25 protein-coding genes and 1 pseudogene are annotated in these 23,281 nt (G+C 34.7%); 11 read left to right on the forward strand and 15 right to left on the reverse strand.

Annotated features, from left to right (window positions below; all coding sequences use genetic code 11):
• Positions 1–322 precede the first annotated feature (322 nt).
• The 3 genes from mnmE to LQV47_RS21185 all read left to right on the forward strand — a co-directional run bounded on the left by mnmE (position 323) and on the right by LQV47_RS21185 (position 3,643).
• Positions 323–1,708 carry a tRNA uridine-5-carboxymethylaminomethyl(34) synthesis GTPase MnmE gene (mnmE, locus tag LQV47_RS21175; protein WP_230041115.1) on the forward strand — a complete coding sequence of 462 codons (1,386 nt, stop codon included), beginning with the start codon at positions 323–325 and terminating at the stop codon, positions 1,706–1,708.
• 403 nt (positions 1,709–2,111) lie between these two features.
• Positions 2,112–2,417: a helix-turn-helix transcriptional regulator gene (locus LQV47_RS21180; RefSeq protein WP_230041116.1), complete on the forward strand. Its 306-nt coding sequence runs from the start codon at positions 2,112–2,114 to the stop codon at positions 2,415–2,417.
• Entirely contained in the window at positions 2,414–3,643 is a 1,230-nt protein-coding gene (locus LQV47_RS21185) for a type II toxin-antitoxin system HipA family toxin (protein ID WP_230041117.1), read from the forward strand. Before LQV47_RS21180 ends, LQV47_RS21185 begins: the two co-directional genes overlap by 4 nt.
• A 403-nt stretch (positions 3,644–4,046) precedes the next feature.
• Here LQV47_RS21185 and LQV47_RS21190 read toward each other — a convergent pair whose 3' ends face one another.
• The 10 genes and pseudogenes from LQV47_RS21190 to LQV47_RS21230 form a co-directional block, all read right to left on the reverse strand.
• Complete coding sequence (locus tag LQV47_RS21190; protein WP_230041118.1) at positions 4,047–4,667, reverse strand: DUF6134 family protein; 621 nt, start codon at positions 4,665–4,667, stop codon at positions 4,047–4,049.
• 823 nt (positions 4,668–5,490) lie between these two features.
• Positions 5,491–6,295: pseudogene (locus tag LQV47_RS21195) on the reverse strand (IS5 family transposase).
• 261 nt (positions 6,296–6,556) lie between these two features.
• Complete coding sequence (locus LQV47_RS21200; protein ID WP_230041119.1) at positions 6,557–7,192, reverse strand: DUF4304 domain-containing protein; 636 nt, start codon at positions 7,190–7,192, stop codon at positions 6,557–6,559.
• Between the two features lie 511 nt (positions 7,193–7,703).
• A complete protein-coding gene (locus LQV47_RS21205; RefSeq protein ID WP_230041120.1) occupies positions 7,704–8,618 on the reverse strand; it encodes a helix-turn-helix transcriptional regulator in 915 nt (304 codons plus the stop codon).
• Between the two features lie 19 nt (positions 8,619–8,637).
• Positions 8,638–9,375, reverse strand: coding sequence for an SDR family oxidoreductase (locus LQV47_RS21210; RefSeq protein WP_230041121.1), 738 nt, complete (start codon positions 9,373–9,375; stop codon positions 8,638–8,640).
• A 12-nt stretch (positions 9,376–9,387) separates the two neighbouring features.
• Positions 9,388–10,086, reverse strand: a complete 699-nt coding sequence (locus LQV47_RS21215) for an aldo/keto reductase (protein ID WP_354961419.1) — start codon at positions 10,084–10,086, stop codon at positions 9,388–9,390.
• Positions 10,053–10,364 (reverse strand): aldo/keto reductase, encoded by a 312-nt coding sequence (locus LQV47_RS22635; RefSeq protein WP_354961405.1) that lies wholly within the window; start codon positions 10,362–10,364, stop codon positions 10,053–10,055. The genes LQV47_RS21215 and LQV47_RS22635 overlap by 34 nt, the downstream gene beginning before the upstream one ends.
• 318 nt (positions 10,365–10,682) lie before the next feature.
• Positions 10,683–10,844 carry a hypothetical protein gene (locus LQV47_RS21220; RefSeq protein WP_230041122.1) on the reverse strand — a complete coding sequence of 54 codons (162 nt, stop codon included), beginning with the start codon at positions 10,842–10,844 and terminating at the stop codon, positions 10,683–10,685.
• Between the two features lie 178 nt (positions 10,845–11,022).
• Positions 11,023–12,480 carry an MBL fold metallo-hydrolase gene (locus LQV47_RS21225; RefSeq protein WP_230041123.1) on the reverse strand — a complete coding sequence of 486 codons (1,458 nt, stop codon included), beginning with the start codon at positions 12,478–12,480 and terminating at the stop codon, positions 11,023–11,025.
• Between the two features lie 360 nt (positions 12,481–12,840).
• Positions 12,841–13,185: a YciI family protein gene (locus LQV47_RS21230; protein ID WP_230041124.1), complete on the reverse strand. Its 345-nt coding sequence runs from the start codon at positions 13,183–13,185 to the stop codon at positions 12,841–12,843.
• 130 nt (positions 13,186–13,315) lie between these two features.
• On the opposite strand from LQV47_RS21230, the gene LQV47_RS21235 reads away from it, so the two are divergent.
• Positions 13,316–13,900 (forward strand): winged helix DNA-binding protein, encoded by a 585-nt coding sequence (locus LQV47_RS21235; protein WP_230041125.1) that lies wholly within the window; start codon positions 13,316–13,318, stop codon positions 13,898–13,900.
• Positions 13,901–13,946: 46 nt separating this feature from the next.
• Here LQV47_RS21235 and LQV47_RS21240 read toward each other — a convergent pair whose 3' ends face one another.
• Positions 13,947–14,516 carry a dihydrofolate reductase family protein gene (locus tag LQV47_RS21240; RefSeq protein WP_230041126.1) on the reverse strand — a complete coding sequence of 190 codons (570 nt, stop codon included), beginning with the start codon at positions 14,514–14,516 and terminating at the stop codon, positions 13,947–13,949.
• A 227-nt stretch (positions 14,517–14,743) separates the two neighbouring features.
• Between LQV47_RS21240 and LQV47_RS21245 the strand changes: the two genes are divergently transcribed.
• Both LQV47_RS21245 and LQV47_RS21250 read left to right on the forward strand, forming a co-directional pair.
• Complete coding sequence (locus LQV47_RS21245; RefSeq protein WP_230041127.1) at positions 14,744–14,884, forward strand: hypothetical protein; 141 nt, start codon at positions 14,744–14,746, stop codon at positions 14,882–14,884.
• Positions 14,885–15,210: 326 nt separating this feature from the next.
• Positions 15,211–15,681 (forward strand): hypothetical protein, encoded by a 471-nt coding sequence (locus LQV47_RS21250; protein ID WP_230041128.1) that lies wholly within the window; start codon positions 15,211–15,213, stop codon positions 15,679–15,681.
• 6 nt (positions 15,682–15,687) lie between these two features.
• Here the strand turns inward: LQV47_RS21250 and LQV47_RS21255 are convergent, their stop codons facing one another.
• Together LQV47_RS21255 and LQV47_RS21260 are read right to left on the reverse strand one after the other, a co-directional pair.
• Complete coding sequence (locus LQV47_RS21255) at positions 15,688–16,149, reverse strand: hypothetical protein (RefSeq protein WP_230041129.1); 462 nt, start codon at positions 16,147–16,149, stop codon at positions 15,688–15,690.
• Positions 16,150–16,337: 188 nt separating this feature from the next.
• Complete coding sequence (locus LQV47_RS21260) at positions 16,338–17,153, reverse strand: DKNYY domain-containing protein (RefSeq protein ID WP_230041130.1); 816 nt, start codon at positions 17,151–17,153, stop codon at positions 16,338–16,340.
• Between the two features lie 407 nt (positions 17,154–17,560).
• Here LQV47_RS21260 and LQV47_RS21265 point away from each other — a divergent pair, with 407 nt between their 5' ends.
• The gene (locus tag LQV47_RS21265; protein ID WP_230041131.1) at positions 17,561–17,914 is read left to right on the forward strand and encodes a nuclear transport factor 2 family protein; all 354 of its coding nucleotides are present in this window, start codon (positions 17,561–17,563) and stop codon (positions 17,912–17,914) included.
• 123 nt (positions 17,915–18,037) lie between these two features.
• On the opposite strand, the gene LQV47_RS21270 is transcribed toward LQV47_RS21265, so the two are convergent.
• Both LQV47_RS21270 and LQV47_RS21275 read right to left on the reverse strand, forming a co-directional pair.
• Positions 18,038–18,490, reverse strand: coding sequence for an Hsp20/alpha crystallin family protein (locus LQV47_RS21270; RefSeq protein ID WP_230041132.1), 453 nt, complete (start codon positions 18,488–18,490; stop codon positions 18,038–18,040).
• A 100-nt stretch (positions 18,491–18,590) separates the two neighbouring features.
• On the reverse strand, positions 18,591–19,829 hold the full coding sequence (locus LQV47_RS21275) for a cation:proton antiporter (RefSeq protein WP_230041133.1): 1,239 nt from the start codon (positions 19,827–19,829) through the stop codon (positions 18,591–18,593).
• 375 nt (positions 19,830–20,204) lie between these two features.
• Between LQV47_RS21275 and LQV47_RS21280 the strand changes: the two genes are divergently transcribed.
• The 4 genes from LQV47_RS21280 (at position 20,205) to LQV47_RS21295 (ending at position 23,253) form a co-directional block, all read left to right on the forward strand.
• Positions 20,205–20,399, forward strand: coding sequence for a hypothetical protein (locus tag LQV47_RS21280; RefSeq protein ID WP_230041134.1), 195 nt, complete (start codon positions 20,205–20,207; stop codon positions 20,397–20,399).
• A gap of 6 nt (positions 20,400–20,405) precedes the next feature.
• A complete protein-coding gene (locus tag LQV47_RS21285) occupies positions 20,406–21,233 on the forward strand; it encodes a hypothetical protein (RefSeq protein ID WP_230041135.1) in 828 nt (275 codons plus the stop codon).
• Between the two features lie 19 nt (positions 21,234–21,252).
• Positions 21,253–22,119, forward strand: coding sequence for a cyanophycinase (locus LQV47_RS21290; RefSeq protein WP_230041136.1), 867 nt, complete (start codon positions 21,253–21,255; stop codon positions 22,117–22,119).
• 366 nt (positions 22,120–22,485) lie between these two features.
• The gene (locus LQV47_RS21295) at positions 22,486–23,253 is read left to right on the forward strand and encodes a succinate dehydrogenase/fumarate reductase iron-sulfur subunit (protein ID WP_230041137.1); all 768 of its coding nucleotides are present in this window, start codon (positions 22,486–22,488) and stop codon (positions 23,251–23,253) included.
• Positions 23,254–23,281: the final 28 nt, after the last annotated feature.

Raw genomic sequence — 23,281 nt, forward strand, 5'->3', positions numbered from 1 at the left:
ATAAGAGACAGATTTATTATATTTCTGTGATGAAATTTATAATTCCGCAAAGAAATAATTCAACAAAAAGAGATTAAAAAACCATATAAATTATTAAAAAACAACAAATTAAAAACAATAATCACTTACACACATTCATTAAACATTTCTTTATTATTTAAATTTTCAATAACAATATCATAAATAATAAAATGACATTTCTCATAATATCTTCCCTCTTTACTTACAGCTACAGAATGTCTTTTCAAACCCAAGAAGATAATAGATAATGTGTATCATAGAATCTGTTAAAAATCTGCAGTAAAAAGCTTAAATTTGCAGCATGAATAACGATACCATTTGTGCACTGGCGACAGCCAATGGAATAGGCGCTTTAGGCATTATCAGAGTTTCGGGAAATGAAGCATTACCAATAGTTCAGAAAAGTTTTCCGGGTAAAAAACTGGAAAAGCAGAAATCTCATACCATTCATTATGGATATTTTATGGATGGTGAGGAATCTATTGATGAAGTGATGCTCTCTATTTTTCTGGCACCAAAAAGTTTCACTACAGAAAATTCTGTAGAAATTGCCTTTCACGGTTCCCCACATATTGGAAAACGTATTCTTGAAACCCTGATTAAAAATGGAGCAAGAATGGCTAAGGCAGGAGAATTTACCCTTCGTGCCTTTATTAATGGAAGGATTGACCTATCTCAGGCAGAAGCGATTGCAGATGTTATTGCTTCAGAAAACGAAGCTTCCAGAAAGGTTGCCATTAGCCAGCTGAAAGGGGGAATTACCAACGAAATATCATTCTTAAGAACTGATCTTCTGAATTTTGTTTCTCTTATTGAACTGGAACTTGACTTTGCTGAAGAAGATGTGGAATTTGCTGACAGAACCGCATTAAGTGGACTGCTGGATAAAATCGAACTGAAACTTACTTCTCTTATCGAAAGCTTCCAGTATGGAAATGCCATCAAAAACGGAACTGCTGTTGCCATTATCGGAAAACCCAATGCCGGAAAATCTACCCTTCTTAATGCTCTATTAAAAGAAGAAAGAGCCATTGTAAGCAATATTGCAGGAACAACCAGAGATACCATTGAGGAAGTACTCCACATCAAGGGACACGCCTTCAGATTAATTGATACTGCCGGACTTCGTGAAACCGTAGATGAAATAGAAGCGATCGGGGTAAAAAAAGCCAAAGAGAAAGTTGAAAATGCCAATATCCTGGTCTATCTTGCAGATGCTGCTACTGAAGATTATTCAGAGGATATTGAAATGATCACCTCATTATTGAGAGACGATCTTAAACTTATTATCTGTGCTACAAAAATTGATGAAGTAATTCCTACAAAATATGAAGCTATAGAAGATATCTTCAGAAATGCGTTTACCCATGAATTTGATTTCATAAAAATTTCCGCTGTTGAAAATCAAAATATTCAGGATCTTAAAAATGAATTATCCTCTTATGTTGAGCATTTAAAAACTGAAGAAAGCAATGTGGTTATTACCAACCAGCGTCACTTTGAGGCTTTACACAAATCACTGGATGCTGTACATCAGGTAAAAGAGGCCATTTCTGTTCAGATTTCTACAGAACTTTTAGCGTATGAGCTGAGAAACGCCCTGGAACATCTTGGGACGATATCAGGTGAAGTCACAAACGACGAAATACTGGGAAATATCTTCTCGAAGTTTTGTATCGGGAAATAAATTAGCTTTTCTTTGATTTCTTTTTCTGTCTTTTAGTTAACTATCAAGCAGTGACTTATAAACATATATAGGCTTTACGGCAGGATTTTTAAAACATACAGACATTATATACAATATATTCAAAACCATTATGCAATATAAGCTGTTTCAGAGTAATTATAAATTTGTTTAACTTTTTTCAACAATCAGATCAAATCCGTATTCAACTGGTTAAACTTTTTTGAATTGATTATTTAATTAAATATTTAAAAACAATCTAATTATAAAACAGTATTTCTTAAATTTTGCAGTGTAATTAGGTGGTTAATTTGACCATGTGTTCTACATATCTTGTAATAATCCCTTATATTTGTAATACAATAATATTATTTATTGCTAATTAATTATAATAAATACTACTATTATGTTATTTATTTCTTTGTCTAAAGTTCAAAAAAAACTGGTTGATAATATCCGGGAAAGACGATTGCAAATGAATCTAACACAGGAAGGATTGGCTGAAAGATCAGGCGTTCCTTTACCAACTCTGAGGAAATTTGAGCAGAAAGGCTTGATCTCATTGGATTCATTTTTAAAATTGCTTTCAGTTGTTGGTGGTTTAGAAGAAATGGTTGATATTTTAAAACCGAAGGAACAGAGTTTTAAATCTATTGATGATGTACTAAAATCAGTGGAAAAGCCCATTAAAAAAAGAGGAAGCAGAAAATGAAAACATCCATCAAAGAAATAAAAGTAGGATTGAATTTTGGTTCTGGAATTCAACCCGTTGGTCGTCTGGCAATTCGTGATGGTATTATCTATTTTCAATACGATGAAGAATTCCTGCAAACCAATATAGAAATTTCACCTATAAAACTTCCTTTGCAACGAGACGTGATAGAGCTTCCAAGAGATCCATTTGAAGGTTTGGCTGGTGTTTTCAATGATAGCTTGCCCGACGGTTGGGGAAGATTGCTCTTTGATCGTATGCTTCGCTCGGAAGGAATTTCTTCATCTGACATTTCACCACTTGACCGTTTAGCGTACGTTGGATTGCACGGTATGGGCGCATTGATTTATGAGCCGGATCAGAGTCCAGATAGTAGTAATAAGATGATTGATTTGGACGTTTTGGCTACTCAAACAGAAAACGTTTTGCAAGGTGATTCAGAAGAAGTGATCGCAGAACTTTTGGCTTTGAACGGATCCTCTGCTGGAGCACGGCCAAAAGCATTGATTGGTGTTGATGCAGAGAGAAAAAATATATCATACGGAGCGAATTTGTTAAGCGATAATTTTGAACCTTGGATGGTAAAATTTCCAAACTCATTAGATGGAAAAGATGCTGGATCAATAGAATACGTTTACGCTTTAATGGCTGTAGATGCAGGAATTAAAATGCCTGAAGTTCATTTGTTTCCTTCACAGAAAGGGAATGGCTATTTTGCCGTAAAGCGTTTTGATAGAGAAGCAAATCAGCGTCTCCATATGCATACGGTGAGTGGATTCGTTCACAGCAATTTTAGGTTTCCATCTCTTGATTATGAAGATTTACTATCATTGACAGCTGTTTTAACCAAAGATATTAGAGAGGTAGAAAAAATGTTTCGGTTGGCAGTTTTCAATGTTATGGCACACAATAAAGACGACCATGCTAAGAATTTTTCGTTTTTGATGAATGAATTTGGTGAATGGAAATTATCACCCGCTTACGACCTTACTTTCTCATCTGGACCAGGTGGCGAACAAAGCACTATGGTAATGGGAGAAGGACGAAATATTACCGTCAAACATCTGAATAAATTAGGAAGGGAAGCCAAACTATCAAAAGAATTCATAGAGAATGTTATTGAGCAAACAAGTTCTGCACTTTGTAAATGGTCAAATCTATCAAAAGATTCTGGAGTTAGTAAATACAACAGAGAATTAATAAGTAGATTGATTAAAACATTTTAATAGAAAATTTGAGCTTTTCTTGTTAAAATTGTAAATTGTTTTCGTCTTAAAAATAGATAAAAATTGAGGTATACAGGCGAAATGTATCAATTATTACTGATGCTTTCGGGAATTGTCAATTATTTAATTTACAGCAATTTATAAGATTGCAGGTGTACAAAAGTAGTACAAATGCTATTTTTATTTTAACTATGAAATCGATAAAACCCTTTATTCATAGGTGTTTGCAAAGACGAAATTCTTGCGAAAATGTAGAAAAAAAAGATGTTGCAGCATCTTAATCCTGTACCACTTTTGTACACCTCGATCTGCTTAAACCACCATTAATAAACACTTCTTTAGATATATTGGCAAATAAGCAGCAACCTATTGTATTGTCCTATTATTGGGGAGCACTATACTTTTAATGGATTTTATCAGAGTTTGTATCAAGAACAAATTTAAGGTTTGCAAAATCCGTATTGGCTTCAACCAGGGTACAGATTCCATTGCTGTAGGTGTAAGTAGTAGTGTTTCCGTTCGGCAGACTGATCCTGTATTTTTTGGAATTAATCTTCTGAATAGGAATCATTTTTTGAAATTTCTCCGAAAAAACAGATTTTATATTTTGAGGCTCATTAAAATATAAACTTGCAGTAGAGCTGAAAATGGACTGTTTTAGAGAGCCATTAGCTCCATCTTTATCCGAAAGATTGTAAAAACTTCCGTTCCAGGTAGCGGTGTTGTTCACTTTTAGTTTTCCGTTCATTGTTCGGTAAAGTTTGGCCTGCTGTAGAATATTCTGTTTAAAAGTGACATCCATTTTGTCGTAAATTTCAATACTGTAAATTATTTTTACTTTAGCTCGGGATTCAAAAAGGTATTCGGTGATATCGTCTTTTAAAGAACGTTCCACACGGATATTGCCAATGGTTCTATCGTCTTTTATAATAGAATAATTCAAATATTCTTTGGCAATTGATGTTGTAATGTTTGCTTGAAGATTATTGTGCAACAATATCGAAAAAATCAGAAATGCTTTCATTTTTTTATTTTTTTAAATAATAATGGCTTATTTTTATAAGGCTTTCTATTGATGTATATGGGTCCGAAACGAATTTTGATGAGTGAAAAATTTTAATACAAAGTATTTCATATGTACCAAACTGATATTGATTTCAGTTAATTTATCCGCCTGCTCCGAAAGATTCTAATAGGGCAGCTAATCAGAACAGCTACATTTTTCTTCGAACAAATTTGTGAAAATTACTTTTCCTAATCATAATTTGACTCTTGTGTCTGCGATACCTGTTTTTAATTTTTCTACATTCATAATAAAATATTTATGATGCAAAATTAGGCTTAGGAAAGGCTTAGAATGTTCCGCAGGATAAATGCGAACTTATACATTAATACAGTTTAACTAATTGAAAATAAACTATTTACTCACAATACTACGTTCCAATTTATAATTCTGAACGTTGTTTTTTTTAAATTTTGGAAATTTAAGAAGATAATTTTTTAAAGCCGCTGATGCTGAAGAAAGTATAGTATTTTGAATTCATCGTTTCCTGTTCCCCATTTTTAGAATAATTTGGAACGCAGCCCATTTACCGGCTGTGAGATGAATACAATAACCTATATTTTTTGAAAAATTGGAAAGTTTGATGCGTTATATTACACTGTTAACAAATTAAACAAAAATAAATAGGCTACAAAATGAAATCGCCATCTCGGTACAGGGATTGAAAAATCCTAAACATTCCAGTACTGTCAAGTATCAAAACATGGTGTACTTTCCGGAAATTGATATACAGGTACAGTGAATTAGTCAATGAAGTCATTTTCGACTTTCCTTTTTCAAATTTTCAAAAAGCAATAACTATAAAAGCTACATAATTGAATCCTATCCAACTTGTTATTGTGGTATCAAATCTGTTTAGTATCGATCTGAAGCTATCAGATAAGCATTTGTTCTTTCTATTGCATATCGTTTTTTGTACAATTGCCCATTGAAGCAATGATCGTTATCTGTATCGGAGTTTCTTTTATTATGAGCAATATTTGCTATTAATCTCAGTTCTAATGTTTTTGAACGTAGATTTTCAGCATCAAATCCGGCATCAAAGTTCAGGAAAAGTCCATCCCATGAAATGCCTGATGCAGGTAAGACTGTTATTTCTGTAAAATGCTTTTTCAATATTAAACAGGTCATTGTGATTCCCACAGACAGCATCAACATGGCTAAGGGTAGTCCATTTCTAAATATATAGCATTAGTTGTTTTACGCTTTTTCCGACCCCTGATAACCAACCGCTTAACCTCCCTTTAAGGCTAATGTATGGCTACCATCTGTATCTCCGCTAGATAAATCAATTTTTGATTTATTCTTTTGCACAATACCACTCCAGCAAGCTTCCCATATTCTGGCTTTACACCATTTAGATAATAGCCAAAGACCCTTTTATAATGAAGAACATCGTTGCTAAATAACTGCAATACAGGCAAAAGATTCCATTGAAGACCTGTTTTAAGTTTATATAAAATACAGTTAATAATCTCACAAACAGGAAATTTTGATTTAAAGCCTCGTTTTCCGATGGGAATATAAGGTACATTTCTAATTCTTACTTTGTACAAGGGATAGGATTTTTTTGGTTTAGCGACAATAATTTCCGAATCCCTTTTTTTTATTTCTAAATAAGCTATACAATGTTTTTGTAAAGTCAAGATCATTTCAGTAATACGATGGAAACAACCTTCTTAAGATTAAAAAATGGAAAGGATATCTTTACTCAAGTCAGCAACATTTATTGCCTTTGGTTATCTTCAGTCCAACCGTCTTTCCAGTAAGTTTTAAAATAATATATTTTTAGCTTTTTTTCTAAAGATTTTCTTATGTTTTGTTTGTTAGTGTGTGTGTGAGCAGAAGCACTATTTTCCAAAGTACTTTTTCAATCTTATTTTAATTTTATCTCTGTCTTCTGGAAATGATCCTTTTGGCTTTCTTTCCCAACAATCAAGTCCCTGTTCCAAAGCCCATAATGCTTTATCTCTAAGGCCTGCAATTAAAAAAAAGTCACAAGCTTTATAATGAGAACATTCACTTTCAACAATTTCATTGGCTGCATTTTCCCAATTTGAAAGTCTATCCAAATAAGGTATTCCAATATTTAAAAAGTTTTTTTTTAGCACTGTCATAACATTTTCTCTTTCATTTTCGTCTATAATTTGAAAATGCAATTCTCTTTTGTTATCAATGATTGGGAATTCCCAACCTTTAATATTCCAATCCATTGCTCCACCTAAACTGTCATTTATTGGTTTTTCACAAAATTCTTCCTTATGCCATTTCGAATATACGTTTGAAGACACTCCAAATGATGTCCAAAATTCTGCACATACATACTCTTGATTATATCTATTTAGTTGAAAATTGATAGTCTGAACAAAACCGTTTATTTTTCTCTTAAATATCAAAGTGCTTTTTGAAAATGTAAAACCAATTTGTGTCAATGGTTCAAATAATGTCATTTCAATATTAGTCGTTATTAATTCTCTTGGTTTCATATGGCTCTATGATCTGTAAGTATTTCTGTTCACGTTTTGGGGCTTTGCGTTCGGGCAGAAAATGCGAGTTTGACGAAAGTCAAACCGAGGCACAAAAGCTGATATTATTACTAAAGTTCAATTGAGAAACTGTTAATAGATTTTGCACTCAACCCCTGTCGCAAACCTTTGTTAGCTGTAGTATTTTTCCGAGTTATTTTACTATAAAATTTTTCAACTTATACCATTCGTCCACTCTTCCTTTTGTTTGGTTAATAAAAAAGTAAAGATAAGCAAATCGAGGATATACGGAAGATATTTTAAAATCAAATCGTCATGGGCTTTTCACGAAAAGGATATAAGCATGGGGTAAGAAATATCCTCTCGCCGCCAAATTTTGGATAGATAAACTAAAGGTAGTGTCGCGAAGTATTTATTAATAAAATATCTTCCTTTTAACTGAATTAGTCAATCCTTAATCTGACAGTTGCAATAAATTAACAACTAAAAAATAATTAGAGTTATGACTACTTCAATTAAATGAATGTCTGAACTCCAAAGGCGAAACATTGGTCTTTATCTTGAAAAGTTTGCTGAATGATTGTGAATGTTCAAAGCCCAGTTCATAAGCAATTTCTGAAACGGATAGATTTGTTGTTGATAATTTTTCTTTGGCTTTTTCTATGATTGCACTCTGAATGTATTGTTGTGTATTTAACCCTGTGAAAGAACGCAACATATCACTCAAATAGCGTTGTGAAAGTTTTAATTCTGAACTGATATATTTCACTGTTGGCAAGCCATTTTTCAGACTATTTTCTCCTTCAAAATAGGTGTTCAGAAGTTTGTCCAAAGAAGTAATGATATCGTGATTGACGGCTTTCCTCGTAATAAATTGCCTATTGTAAAAACGATTGCTGTAATTCAACAACAATTCTATTTGAGATACCAAAACATCCTGGCTGAAATTGTCAATATTGTTATCTAATTCATTGACTATTGAAACAAATAAATTGGCTATAATCTCTTTTTCTTTTGCCGATAAAAATAGGGCTTCTGACACATCATAAGAGAAAAAACCATACTGATTTATTGTTTTCCCCAATGGATAATTCCGGATAAAGTCCGAATGGAAATACAAGGCTATACCTTCATAACTTTCTGTATCTTCGGGTGAAAAAACAATTTGTTTAGGCTTCAAAAATGCTAGGCCTCCTTCTTCAAAATCGTAATATCCCTGTCCGTATTTTATCTGTCCTTTGAATGTAGGTTTAAAGGAGATCTTGTAAAAATCAAGACTTACTTTTTGTCCTTTTGGAAACACTTCAATCGAAACATTATTATAATCAACCAGCACAATCAGTGGGTGCAATGGTGCAGGAAGTCCCAATAAGCGAACGAGTTGCGATATACTTTTAATATGGTTGATGTCAGATTGTTGTTGCATTTTTCGTTTACTAATTTAATCAATTTTGTTTTGACGGACGAATAACAATGTCGCCAATTTCAACATCGTCAGGTTGGCTTATTGCATACATCACAGCATTGGCTATGGCTATGGGGTTTATGCCGATTTGTTCCATTCCTTTTTGAATAGTTATTTTCATTTCTTCGTTTTTTAGGTTGTCCGCAAAATCTGTTTTCACAATTCCGGGCGAAATACCTGTAATTCGTATGTTTCCGTTTGATTCCTGACGAAACGCCTCTGCAATAGTTCGAATGGCATTTTTAGTCCCTGCGTAAACGCCTTGCATGGGCACAATCTTTATTCCTGAAGTTGAAATAATATTGACGACATGTCCAGATTGTTGTTGCTTGAAAACGGTAACTGCAGCCGCCATCCCATACAAAACACCTTTGAGGTTAATGTCGATCATTTCTTCCCAACCTTCAATATCCAATTCGTCAATACGGCTTAGCTGGCTGACACCGGCGTTGTTTACGATGACATCTAATTTTCCGTATTGCTCAACAGCTGTATTAACCAACCGGACTAGATCGGCTTTATTCTTTACATCAATTTGAGTAAAATTAGCAAAGCCACCTTTACTTTTTATTTCTTCAACAAGCTGCTGTAATTGCTCTGTTCGTCTTGCACCCAAAATAAGCTTTGCACCGTTTTTTGCCAATTCCAGGGCGATGGCTCTACCTATTCCACTACTTGCACCTGTAATAGCAACTACTTTTCCTTTAATATTTTGCATTGTTGCCAGTTTTTATTTGTCTATTTGTTTTTCTAAAAATTCGGGATAGCGGTCGCCCATAAGTGTAATTCCATTCACTGTTGTATCAATTTTTGCCAGTTCATCGGCTGTTAACACAACATTTGTACTGCCAATGTTTTCTTCTAAACGATGTAATTTTGTAGTTCCGGGAATCGGTGCTATCCAGGACTTTTGAGCTAATAGCCAGGCCAATGCCAATTGTCCGGCCGTAATATTTTTTTGTTGAGCAATCTCAGAAAGCGCATCCACTAAAACCATATTGGATTTTATGTTTTCTTCGCTGAAACGAGGAATAATATTTCTGCGGTCTATATCTGCTAATTTTTTGTTTATGATACCTGTGAGGAAACCTTTGCCTAAAGGACTAAAGGGAACGAAACCAATTCCTAACTCTTCTAAAGTAGGTATGATTTCATTTTCCGGCTCTCGCCAAAACAAAGAGTACTCGCTTTGTAATGCTGATACAGGATGAACGGAATGTGCTTTTCGGATCGTTTTAGCACTTGCTTCAGATAAACCGAAATATTTTACTTTACCATCTTGTATCAGGTCTTTTACCGTACCGGCAACATCTTCTATCGGAACATTAGGGTCAACCCTATGCTGATAAAGCAAATCTATATAATCTGTTTTTAGTCTTTTTAGAGATGCTTCTGTTACTGCTCTGATCGTTTCGGGCCTACTGTCCAGACTACAGCCGGCCTTGCATCTTTACAGCCAAATTTTGTCGCAATTACTACATCTTTTCTATAAGGCTGCAACGCCTGGCCAACAAGTTCTTCATTGGTGTAAGGCCCGTACGCTTCCGCAGTATCAAAAAAAGTGACCCCTCTTTCAACGGCATTGTGCAGTAATGTTGTGGCCTCTTTTTTATCAAGACCTTTTCCGTCCAAAAAGTTTAAACCCATACAGCCAAAGCCTAATGCGGAAACTTCCAATCCATTATTTCCTAATTTTCTTTTTTGCATAATTCTATTTTTAATCGTTTGTAACTGACTTAAATTTCAAGTACAAAATTCCTGGTTATAGTTTTATAAAAAGTAGCCGGATTGGTAATTGTTGTAGTCAGATTTTCAACGGCAAATAATTAAGACAAAGAGCATAATATAAAAAAACAACTTACTGATATTTAACTATTTACAAATAACTCATTATTGTAGCAGTTTATCAGAAGTTGTTTTTTGTGCTTAGTTGCCCGCCATTTGTACCCAAGCTGGGTCATATTTTAAAACCTGGAAAATTACTTCGTTTAATGTATTTATTGTCCCTTAAGCCGAATGGATAAATTATTTAACTTCTGCCAAAATTAATTCCTCAATGTGTTTTAGCTCTTCCTGTTCTATTTTATCTACAGCTTTTAGTTCCGCCTCATACTCTAAATCAAAATAGATATTAAACCTTTTATCCCTGAACTTACATAGTAAAACATTTGCTTCAGCCACTATCACTTCTTCTAAGATTTCAATCTCCGGTAGATTTTACAAAGCATATGTAATTTCATGGTAACCGAATTTCCAAAAATTGTTTTTCATAATTTTAAAGATAGCTCATTTTGTTTCAGCTTATTCAGTGACTTGCCATGTTAAATAGTAATGCAGTAAACTATTTTGCCATGTTCATCTCAGCTTAATGTTCAAAGGTGTTACTAAAAAGCGGCTTTTTACTTTTCATATGAATGACCTCATCAAAAGTTTTTTTAGAAATTACCGCAAGCCCATGATGTCCTATAATGGTTGTAACCTTTAATTTTTTCTGCAGTATAAAATTGTCCAATTCTCTTGTTACAGCGATCGCCGGACTAAGGTATGAATCGGCAGGCAATGATAACAGATCTCCCTGATAGATCATTTTTTCCTGAGGCAGATATAAAAACGACATTCCTTTTGCATGGCTGTTGGGAATTTCTAAAAATTCCAGTTTTTTCCCACCATTAGCCAATGACTTCTTATGAGTAAATGCAGAAAAGACTATTTTCCCACTTCTGTAAAGGGCATTATCGGTTTCTGACAGCATATCCATAACAGGTTTCTTTATACTCTCTGCGCAAATAACTGAAGCTCCCTCCTTTACTAGCTCTGCGATACCTGCAATATGGTCGTTATGGAAATGTGAAAGGTGAACATATCTGACCGGAATGTCAGGGAGTGTATGATGAATAATCTCCAGTACAGATCTGGTTACCGCCACAGATACAGGTGCTTCGGTCAGTACAATATAGTCGCCCATATTGACAAACATTATATTTCGATCTCCATCTACATTTTCAATCAGGTAAACGTCTTTAGCCACTGTTTTTACGGAAAGTTCGGCAGTGTTTCCGGTAACAGGCTTATATCCCGGAGGAAAATCAAAAACCGATACAGCTAAATCCTTATTGGATTTAAACAAGGTTAAAGAATCTGCATAAACAAGGCTGCCATTTCGTTCCAGACTGCTTTTTCCGGCAATCATTAATCCATCAGCCGGCACAAAATTTCCGAAACGCTGTACAAGAGTATTCCCAGCCTCTTTCCTAGTGATGCTGTTCAAAAGAAAAGTTGTTTTATCGAACCTGTATTCTTCGGTTCCCCCGGAGGTTTTATTTACAACAATCCAATTTTTTCCATCGGAAGCGGCAGGCTCATCTTTAATATGCCGGAGGAGTTGCTGAAGTATAAAGTAGGGAAAATTACCCAATAAGGCATTCCATCTTTTATCAAAGGAAGCGGAACCGAGGTTCAGCAGATCTTTTCCCGTTCTGCTACCTATACCATCATATACATAATAGGTGGAGTCCCGCCCCAATCTGTAGGTGTCAAATATATAACCGCCAGGATAATGGTTCAGGGTATGATGCAGAAAACGTTTACCCTTTATATCATAAAAAAGATGGACCAGATCTTTTTCCGGTAAAAGATGCCCAAAGTCATATCCTTGCCATTGGTCTATATTTGTCCTGTTGGTCGAATATTCAAAAGTAGTCACCTTCTCCCAGTCTCCTAATACTGCCAGACCTTCCTGAAGCACTTTGGCAGTGGTCTGAGCGGAAATACAGCCTGTAAAAAACAGGTATAATCCAATTACGGCTAACGATTTTATTTTCATATACATAGCTATATTTATTTGGTCTTTCTTTATAGTTTCCAGATACTATCTATTAAGCCTGTTTAAACTTTTTATTTTAGTGACAAAAACTGAATGAAATGCTATAAACACTTTAGCTTATTTTAAGTTTTAAACTGATTGAAAATAAAAAGTACATTTAAGCAAAAAATATTTGATTTTTTAAAATTCACGTGAGCTTTAGTGATCTTGTTTTCAAAGCCTTACTAAACTTAGTATTCAAGAAACTTTGTAACTTTTGACCACATTGAATCTTCGATTGGTGGCTAAAATAAAAAGTGTAAACAAGTTCATTAATAACAAAAATTTCTTTTGTAAAAAAATGTAAACTCACATGATCTGTTATTGATTCTGCATCCCCCGTATTTCTGCATAGCCGTCAAATTCATAAATCGGACAGGAAGCTGCTATTGCTGTAGCCTGTTCTAGGCTTTCTGCTTTTAGCAGTAAAAAGCCGCCAACAATTTCAGTTCCTACCTGATGTATCTGATCGGTAATGATATCGCCGTCGCCTTTTATCATTCTCCCTTCCAGGCTCAAAGAGTTGCCGCCAACTAAATTTCCGGCCTTCGTCCATTGAGCAAACCACTCTGCCCAATTCTCCCGGTGTGCCTGAATCTCTTCCTGAGTGTGTTTGTTTGCTTTTCTACCGTCCGCCTCACGGAACAGCACTAAGAAATCTTTCATATATCAAATTTTTATCAATCAAATATAAAACGATTTCGTTATATTTACAACGGTTATTTAAATATTTAAATTACATCTTTTAATTTAAGTCATATTTGTTTATTATTGTAACCATTATCTGCATCACTATATGGACCCTCTCGTTGAATTAATTACATTATGGCAAAAATACAGCAAGGAATCCTCCTCTCCTTCAGTTGAAAGCTTTTGCACCCATGTGTTGAACCGCAAAAAGACAGACCAGCCCGCCGATAAAAGCTGTGGGCTTGCTTTCGCCAGACAGCTGGGAAAAACCTCAAGCCTTGTAAAGGCTTATTTTAAGATCGCTATAAAAGAAGAAATGCCAGACATCGAGCTAGGATGGTATTTCTTACTGGATGCTATCGGTGATTCAAACGAGGTGAGGAAAACTGACGTGGTAAGCTTCAGCCTTATGCTGGAACCCACAACAACTATTGATATATTAAACAGAATGCTTAAAGCTGGGTTAATCAGTGAAAGAGTGGATCCCACAGATAAAAGAGCGCGCTTAATTAAAATTACAAATGAAGGCCGGGTCCTGATGCAAAAATTGACCCAGCTTTTTGAAAACATCACCTCTAAACTTTTTACCACCATTCATACAGATGATATCCTAAAGATGACTACAGCTCTTGATGTTGTAACCCATGAACAAATAAATGTGGTGAGAAGTGGCCGGACAAAAAAGAATTAGCGAGTTATCGTATATTTTGGAAGCTCTGTGTGCACTCATATAGCAATCATACGTCAAGATTATCAACAGATCTTACCGGTTCATAGTACAATATAACAGAACCTCCGCTAAAGATCCTCGTTTTTAAGAGCTTAAGAATAATCCTGCTATTTATATTTTCAAATAATGGCAGGCCACTTCCGGCAACAACAGGGTACACACATAATTGAAATTCGTCGATCAGATTAAGTTTCATTAATTGTATAATTAAGCTTCGGCTTCCTACTAAAATATCTTTACCTGATTGCTGTTTTAGCTTTAGGACCTCTTCTTTCAAGTCTCCACTGGCTAAGGTTGCACTTTCCCATTCTATATTTTTCAGACTGTTGGAAAAAACGATTTTAGGAATTTTATCAATTGCCTGTGCAAAGTCGTCCATGGATTTTTCACCTGAGGGATTTTTTACGTAGGGACGCCAATATTCCATAAGATGATAGGTTATTCTACCGTATAAAATAACGTCTGCCTGATTTAACAGTTCAGTATAATGCTTATGTATTTCTTCATCGGGAATACCTGCCGTATGATCACAAACTCCATCAAGTGTCATGTTAAATACTGCAATTACTTTTCTCATATCGCATACTGTTTTTATTTGCCCATTAAATTTAAAAATTTACATTTTAACGAGGCTTTACATAGGACAAGAAATAATAATGATAAAATATAAAGCTGAATTGAAAGATTTTTGTTTATTAAGCATTACTGAAAATAATAAGTATTTGAAAGTTAAAATTTGTTAATTTTTATTATTATGTAGTAATTATTTTTGAGATTTGTTATACAACATAAAATATTATTGATATGAAAAATTTAAAAAAGCTTAAAAAAGCAGAATTAAAAACAATTGTTGGAGGTGCAGATTGTACCAGGCTATGTTTTGTAAATGATAAATTAACATGCGTTCCATATAGCTCATGTGGTGGTCCTGGACTCGAGCCATAAAAACTATTTTCAATACATAAAAGAATTGTTTGAATACCGTCCTGTCAAGAAACTTGATGGGATTTTAATTTTCAATTAACGATCAAGTTTTACTATCTGTCATTTTCTTCAGTATTCTTTGCTTACATACAGGTTATATCGCTCCGTTTCATGATCAATTGATGGTTTTCCAAAAGTATCCTCCTAAGTCTGCCTCATCTTGTAAACGGTACTCATCGCAGGTTCTCTCTGTCTCCCCAATCCGATTATATTTGATGTCAATGATTATTAATTAGTTGATAAATAGTTGCAGAACTTTTGCATATTTGTAAGTTAACAGCAAAGCAATGAAAAAATTTTTTTACCTAATTATTATAATTGGATTATTCAGCGGTTGTAAATCAAACGATTCAAATTCGACTACGCTGGATAGCGATGACTATACAAGTAAAGCAGACAGAATTAAAGTAATAAAAAAAGAAATAAAATCTTTTTCCGACTTTCATGACGCTGAATTTGAACTATTTAATGTAAATGGATTTCAAAATCAAACATGGGTCCCAGGCGCCTCATCTTGGGATTATAAATTTGCCATAAGAATAGACACTCTAAATATTTCAAAATGGACAAGTGGAATGCAGGAAATTAGGCTCAATGAATATGATGATCATTGGACGAAAGAAATAACCAAACAAAGGAAACAAAATTGGCAGACAAACTCGGAGCCTCGCTATTTTATTCGTAACGGAGAAAATGTAACGATGTTAGTTTATAAAAAAGAGGGTATAATATTCAAAAGGGTGATAAATCTTAATTGAAAATCATTAAATATGATCCTTTTTCTTTTCGAAAAATTGCAGTTCCTCTTCAGACAGCCCGTCCTTGTTAAACGAGATCAAAAAGCGGTTTGGAGTATCGGCAACAAGAAAAATACCATGGCTGGTGATGTCTAATTTCTTTATCCAGGTCCATTCTTTTATTTCAATTGCAGTCTTATTCCTATGCCTTATGATAATACTTTGTTCATTAAATTCTATATCTGCATCCAGGTTATTCTTCCCCGCAATTATTTTTGCACTAAAATGATACAGCGGGATCAATATAACTAACAGAAAAGAAAAATAGATCAATGAGGAAAGAAAGATCCCCGATGAGGCTATAGGAATGACATACGCAAGCAGGACTATACTTATCAGGTAGATCCACAGGCTCTTTTTCAGAAAAAAGTAGATTTTAGCCCGAAGGATGCTGCTGTACGTACATTGTATTCTTTTTATAACTGTCATTTCATTTTGTTTAATGTTCCTGTATTTTCAAAATATCTTGTGAAAAGCTGCTGGCTGCCCGGGTTCCCGGCTTGAAGTAATTTTTATAGTTCTTTTCAAACAAATACCGCCTGTTCATAATTCATACAATAACCGGTAAAGCTAATATAACATCTCATTTTTATATTTCTAAAACGTTAATTTTAACGCTATCTGTTTTTTAATGTTTTCTCTAGTTTGTACCACCAATAATCGTCACTGATTTCGTCTCTAAGCTTCTCAAAATATGGTCTGTAATAATCATACCACTCTTCAGGCTTACTATCGTTAGCATAGCACATCATTGGTTTATTTTTATCTGTAGCCATAACATAATTGTCATCTGCCAGGATAATGAACGATTTTATATCAATATTTTTTAAGGGCTTAACTGTTCTTCCGTCTTTCACGTAAAAATTGTCTTTATCTTTGTAATAATATTGGCTCATCTGTACAAAAGTCCCGGAATCGGCACCTTTCAATTTCAAACCTCTGTTGTAAACAAAATTTTGTCCTATTGCTATATACGAACTCCAGGTATATGTGGCTTTTAAATCAGGAAATTCTTCATCCTGGTATTTGGTCGTATAGCTTAACAAGAGCATTAAATCTTTTTCGGCAATAACTCTTGCATCTTCGGCATAATAATAACGGTTTTTATCTTTTGCATAGAGCATACTGATTGGTTCGAAGCTATCCGGATCTGCATCTTTTAGTACTGTAAGATAGCACTTTTCAGAATTCTTCCTTGATATGTAGGTTAATCCGTAAACCGCGTTTTTATCTTTGAAAAAACCATAGCTGATACAACTGAAAGTGTCTATATCGATTATCAATGGATTTTTATTCTTGTCCATTATGGGTAAGCCATTGATATAGATGTAATCCTCTGCCTTTACTATTTTTTCAATGAATAACCTACGGGCATATATGCTATACAAACCTGTCATTATATTATCTGGAGTATATTCTTGGGGGATTGTCATTTAAATATTATTAAGGATATGTGCCATTTTTTTTGCGTTTTATTTTTGAAAATTCCATTTCCAGGTGATTGATACTGAAATCAGATATTAATAGGTAAGTTGTCCAGGTTTTCAAACAATTGACAGATAAAATAAAATTCTCTCCAATTTTCAATAGCTACAGCCTGCTCTTTAAGTTTTCCGTTATTGCTAAATTAAAAATTTTATCAATTGATTTCACTTTCATTACTGCAGAATTTTAGAAATCGTATTTTGATGCATATATATCTGAAAAACAACACCTTAAAAACACCCGCCACTTCTGTTTCAATAACAGCAAAAAAATTTAGATAAACTTTTTCGACAAATTTGCATTTTACTAGGAGTAGCCCCTAAAATTAGTTATCTTTTGATAAAAAAATCATAGAATGACACCAAAAGAAATACTAGAAAAATGGGTAGACCTTTTTAATGCATCTGACGCTGCCGGTTTAGCGGAGCTATACACCGATGACGCTGTTAATCATCAGGTTGCAAATGATCCTATCGTTGGAAAATCAGCAATCTACACGATGTTATCAAATGAATTTTCCGCCGCAAAAATGGTTTGTATCGTTGAAAATATATTTGAGGACGGAGAATGGGCCATCATGGAATGGAAAGACCCCAATGGCTTAAGAGGATGTGGCTTTTTTCATATTGTCAATGATAAAATAATATTCCAGCGAGGTTATTGGGACAAACTGAGCTTTTTGAAACTACAGGGGTTACCACTTGTATAGTATTCATGTAGATAAGCATAAAGATAGTCAATCCTACAATTTAGAGTTAGCTATCTTTATTAAATAGCTATTATATATTGAGAACAAAAATGACTGCCAGTGGCAGCCATTTTTGTTCTCTTTTTATGAGATTTCTATCATTCTCGGTGGTTTCTGCTTCGCATCCTCCTTCTTGGGAATTGTTAGCATAAGCAGCCCGTTTTCATATTTCGCATTTATATTATCTTGGTCCACCACATCCTTCGGAAGCTCAAAGCTTCGTTGGAAGGACTGATAACTGAACTCTTTCCGTGTGAAATTATCTTCTTTTGTTTCGGTGCTGTCATGCTTCATGGATGAAATTGTGAGCAGGTTACCATCCAATTTGATCTGAAAATCATTCTTGTCCATTCCGGGTGCAGCAACCTGTACCTCGTACGCATCGCTATTCTCCCTTATATTTACCGAAGGTACCGTAGTACTGGTCGATGAGTAATTGTTATTGCCCCAGTTAAAAAGTTCACGGCCAAAAAAATCATCAAAGATGTTCGAAAAGCCTACATTATTGTTTCCGTTTCTTCTCATTAGATTATTCATAGTAATCTCCTTTTAAATAGTTTAACAATCATTTAATAACACGTCAGCTGGCCAGCTGTGTATAAAAAACAGCAAAAAAAATACCAGTTGCCAAAGTGTCTTATTTTTTTAGCATTGCTGTCAAATTTTCATCTTCCGTGGTATTTAAAGTGGTATCTGCACTCTCTTTTTCTCTATTTTTTCTTCCTTTGTAAATGCGGGTTGCTTTACGATTCTTGATTGAGGTACCGCAACTGATCCAGATGGTAGACAGCAAAAGAGATAAACAGGTAATACCTAATCCGGCTTTATAAAGATCGTATGCCACCATACCCGTTTTGTAAGCAATTGAAAGCGCCAGGATTCCAAATTCACCCGTCTGGGAAAGCAATGCACCCCCATAAAAACTGTTCTCCCATTTGAAATTCAGTATCCGGAAGAATATAGATGCCATGATGCTGTTGCTTACCAGTACCACTAAGGTACCTATGACGATAAGCTTGTAATTGGATAAAAGATAATTAATATCCAGCCGTAGACCGATGGATACAAAAAACAGCGAAATGAAGAAGACCTTAAAAGGCAGCAGGGAATGTTCGAGCCAGTGGAATGCCTGGATTTTTCCGACCAGAACCCCTGCGATAAAGCTGCCCAGTGCAGCACTCAGGCCAACGGTCTCTGCAACAAGACCAAAACCAAGACAGATGAAAAGTCCCGAAAACACCTGCAGGTCATGGTCGTTTTCAAGGAAGGTGCTTGAAAACCTGATTTTCCTCAGATTTCTTATTTTTCTGAATATCAAAAAAATTCCTACACATATAGCCAAGGGAAGTACAAAGTTTAAGATGTTGAACTTTTCACCGTTCCAGAATTTCAGGGCTGTCAGGACTGGAGCCAGGAGAAGATCCTGCAATAACAGAATATTGAGGATAATAATTCCGAAGGCGCTGTGAAGTTTTCCATGCCTCTTCATAAATTCCACAACAACTGCTGTGCTGTTGAACGTAAAGAGGATTGCGATGAGCAGAACACTTTTAAAATCAAGTTCAAGTATCTCGCCCAGGAAATAGGCAAACAAAAAGCTCAGCATTACTTTGATACTCTGTGCCAGTATCGGCTTAATGATAAGGCTCTTTTTATTGGGAACATTAATTTCCATTCCTATAAAGAACATCAGCAGTAATATTCCTATCTCACCGATCACCTCTATTTCCTCAGTCTTTTCAAAAAGTTTGAGAGCATGGGGCCCCAATAGCACACCTGCGATAATATAAGCAATAAGATAGGGCTGATTAAATTTTTTCAGCAAAAACATCAGTCCTAAAATGGTCATACACAAAATACATACTGTCCAAAGCATATCTCTATAACTGTTAGATTGAAGTATTTACAAATTTTTAAATTCAAACTGGAATATCCGTTTTTAACGGTAGTGTTAAGGCAGCTGGCCGACTGGAAAAGAAAAAAACAAAAAAAATACCAGTTGAAGAGCTGTGATATTTTTTCCGGATTGCTGTCAAAATTGCAATACTATTAGTTGCAATATTTGACTTATGACAGATGCTGCTAATCATATGTAATGTATATAATTTTAATTACATTCATAAACCAGTTTCTTGTGACATATTTACCATTTTTGGCTGGACCAAAGGAGCACCCTCTCTTTAATTGTGATTTCCATCATAAATTTTCCATTTTCTGATTACTAAGTTTGGTAGTACCTAAATTAATTATTATGAAATATGTATTATATCTTTTTTTATTAAGCACTCTGTCCGCCTGTACAAAATCTGAGACACAGTATATTAATCAGGACAATAAAAAAGAATCAGTAAATGACAAAGCTTCGGATACAATACAAACGCTGGATGAAATGTCTGATACCATGAAGCAGGAAAGAGACACTAATGTAAAAACTGCTAATGAATAGTTATGTATGACTCCAAAAGGCAGAATAATTATCATTCGTGGTAATGATACAGATATTTATAAAGCAGAATATGAGTCAACATCCTATCAGTTGTTAATTAAAGCTTTCACCTTGCTGTCTGAGCAAAAAAATGTTCGTATTGAAATAATCACAACATCAAATTTAGCAGCGAATAAAAAAGAGATGTATTCTACAGCATTAGAAAAGCAAGGCTATAATAATGTCGGGTTTATTTATATTCAAAAAAAACAGGACACAGATCATTATTATCCAAGGATACGGGATGCTAAATCTGTTGTTTTTGTTGATAATAATCTTAAAATCTGTGAAATTTTAAAGAACTCAGTAATGCTGGAGCTTTTAAGCAAACGATACCAGCATGAAGAAAGCTTTACCATTGCCGGAATCAACTCAGGAGCAATGTATCTTTCGGAACTGATAATAAGTAACACCGGAGATACCGCTGCAGGTCTTGGATTCATTAAGAATTGCATCATTGATACCCAGTTTATACATGGAGCAAGATTTAAAAGTTTGGTAAAAACAGTTCTCGGTCATCAGGAATATGTAGGCTTGGCATTAAGAAGCGGCATGTTATTAATCATTGAAAAAGGTTACAAAGCATCATGTTTTGGCAGTCATTCTATTATAGCAGTGAATGCTAAAAATATTAAAAACGTGCACCTAACAAGAGGAACTTCTGTTTATAAAAAAAATCTGAAAGGACATATTCTTACCGATGGCTCTGTACTCAATTTAATCAGTGGAGATCCGATAAAGAATCATTTGCCTGCCTACAGCTTAAACTTTACAAACAGAAATATAATTCTATAATCTCAACTAAATATTACATATGAAACCCAAAGGACAATTATTGATTATCGGTGGTAAAGAAGACAAGGATGGAAGTGCTTCTGAAATGAAAAAAATGAATAAAAATTTTTCACACCATGAAATTCTTAAGCTTCTGGCAAAATCCAAAGATGACCGGATTGAGGTGATTACTGCAGCAACTTCTGAACCCGAAAGCATGCAGCAAACCTACACAAAAACATTTAAAGATATCGGATATACAAATTTTGGTTTTCTGGATATCCGGGATGACCAGATTCATACAGATGATCATTTCAAAAGGATAAAAGCCGCTGCTACAGTCTTTTTTACGGGAGGTGACCAGAATAGGATCTGTCAAACGTTACAGCAATCTGTTTTAATAGATCTTTTAAGGGAAAAATATCAGAAGGAGGAAAATTTTATGATTGCGGGAACCAGCGCAGGAGCAATGTGTATTCCTAATATTGTAATCCTGGAAGCAGTTAATGGTGAAGCGATCCTGGAAAATGATATTGAGCTTGATTCCGGGTTGGGTTTAATCGGGAACTATATTATTGACACCCATTTTGTACACCGGGCAAGATTCGGGAGGCTTGCACACGCTATAATCTCTCATCGGGATTGCTGGGGAATCGGTCTTGGAGAAGATACAGCCCTTTTGATAGAAGAGGGATGTAAAGCAACATGCTACGGATCCGGAATGGTCTGGATTTTTAATGCAAAAGAAATTGGCTGCACAAATATAGAAACCGTAAAAAAAGGCTATCCTATTTACGCAGAAAATCTTAAAGCTCATATTTTAACAGAAGGTTGTAAAATTGATTTTAGCAACAATGTATTTGCAGGAGCACTATCAGAAAAGAAAAATGACAATAAAGAAGAGTAAAATAAAACTTTTCTTTTTACAGAACTTGTTTACACTTTTTATTTTGTAGTAGTCAAAAGTCACAAAGTTTATTGAATACCTAAGTTAAATAAAGCCCTGAAATAAGCTCCATACAACTCATGTAAGTTAAAAAAAAATCAAAGATTTTTTGCTTATGTGTACTTTTTATTCTCAATCAGTTTAAACTTAAAATAAGCTAAAGTGTTTATAGCCTTTCACCCAGCTTTTGTAACTAAATTTTTAATTAGTTTAAACAGGCTTATAATGAAATAAGGGATTTCGATCTCCTATTCAGCATAATATGAGATCACTCATAAAATTGTAATGTTATTACCTATATTTTTAATACTCCAATTTAAGAATGCTATGAATACCAGAAAATATTTATCTCTTACTTTAAAGATCTGGCGGCAGAAAAACAGAAAAACAAAAGGGAAATTTGAAATTTACAAAATTTCGGATATTTCTACCGATTCGTCTTTTCTGGAAATGCTGGATATACTTAACGAACAGTTAATTAGTGAAAATAAAGAACCTGTCGCCTTCGATCATGACTGCCGTGAAGGAATATGCGGAATGTGTTCTTTATATATAAACGGAAGAGCACATGGCCCGGATACAGGAATTACAACCTGTCAGCTCCATATGAGAATGTTTGGTGATGGTGATACTATTATTGTTGAGCCTTGGAGAAGCATTGCGTTTCCTGTTATTAAAGATTTAATTACAGATCGGAGTGCTTTTGACAGGATCATGGCAGCAGGTGGATTTATTTCTGCCAACACTTCTGGAAATACATTGGATGCCAATGCTATTGCCATTCCCAAAGCTGATGCTGATAAAGCGATGGACGCTGCAGCTTGTATTAGCTGCGGAGCCTGTGTAGCCTGTTGTCCGAATGGTGCCGCAATGCTTTTCGTTGGCGCTAAAGTTTCTCATTTTGCATTACTTCCACAGGGAAGAGTTGAAAGAAAAAGAAGGGTTCTAAATATGGTAAAAGCAATGGATGAAGAAGGCTTCGGAAATTGTTCAGTAATTGGAGCATGTGAAGTAGAATGTCCTAAAAATATTTCTTTGGATACTATTGCCAGAATGAATAGAGAATATATGAGCGCCTGGCTCAGTACAGAATAAAGCAGAATTCTTAAAGTTTAATCTTCAA

The sequence above is a fragment of the Chryseobacterium sp. Bi04 genome (assembly GCF_918698085.1).
Taxonomy (GTDB): Bacteria; Bacteroidota; Bacteroidia; order Flavobacteriales; family Weeksellaceae; genus Chryseobacterium.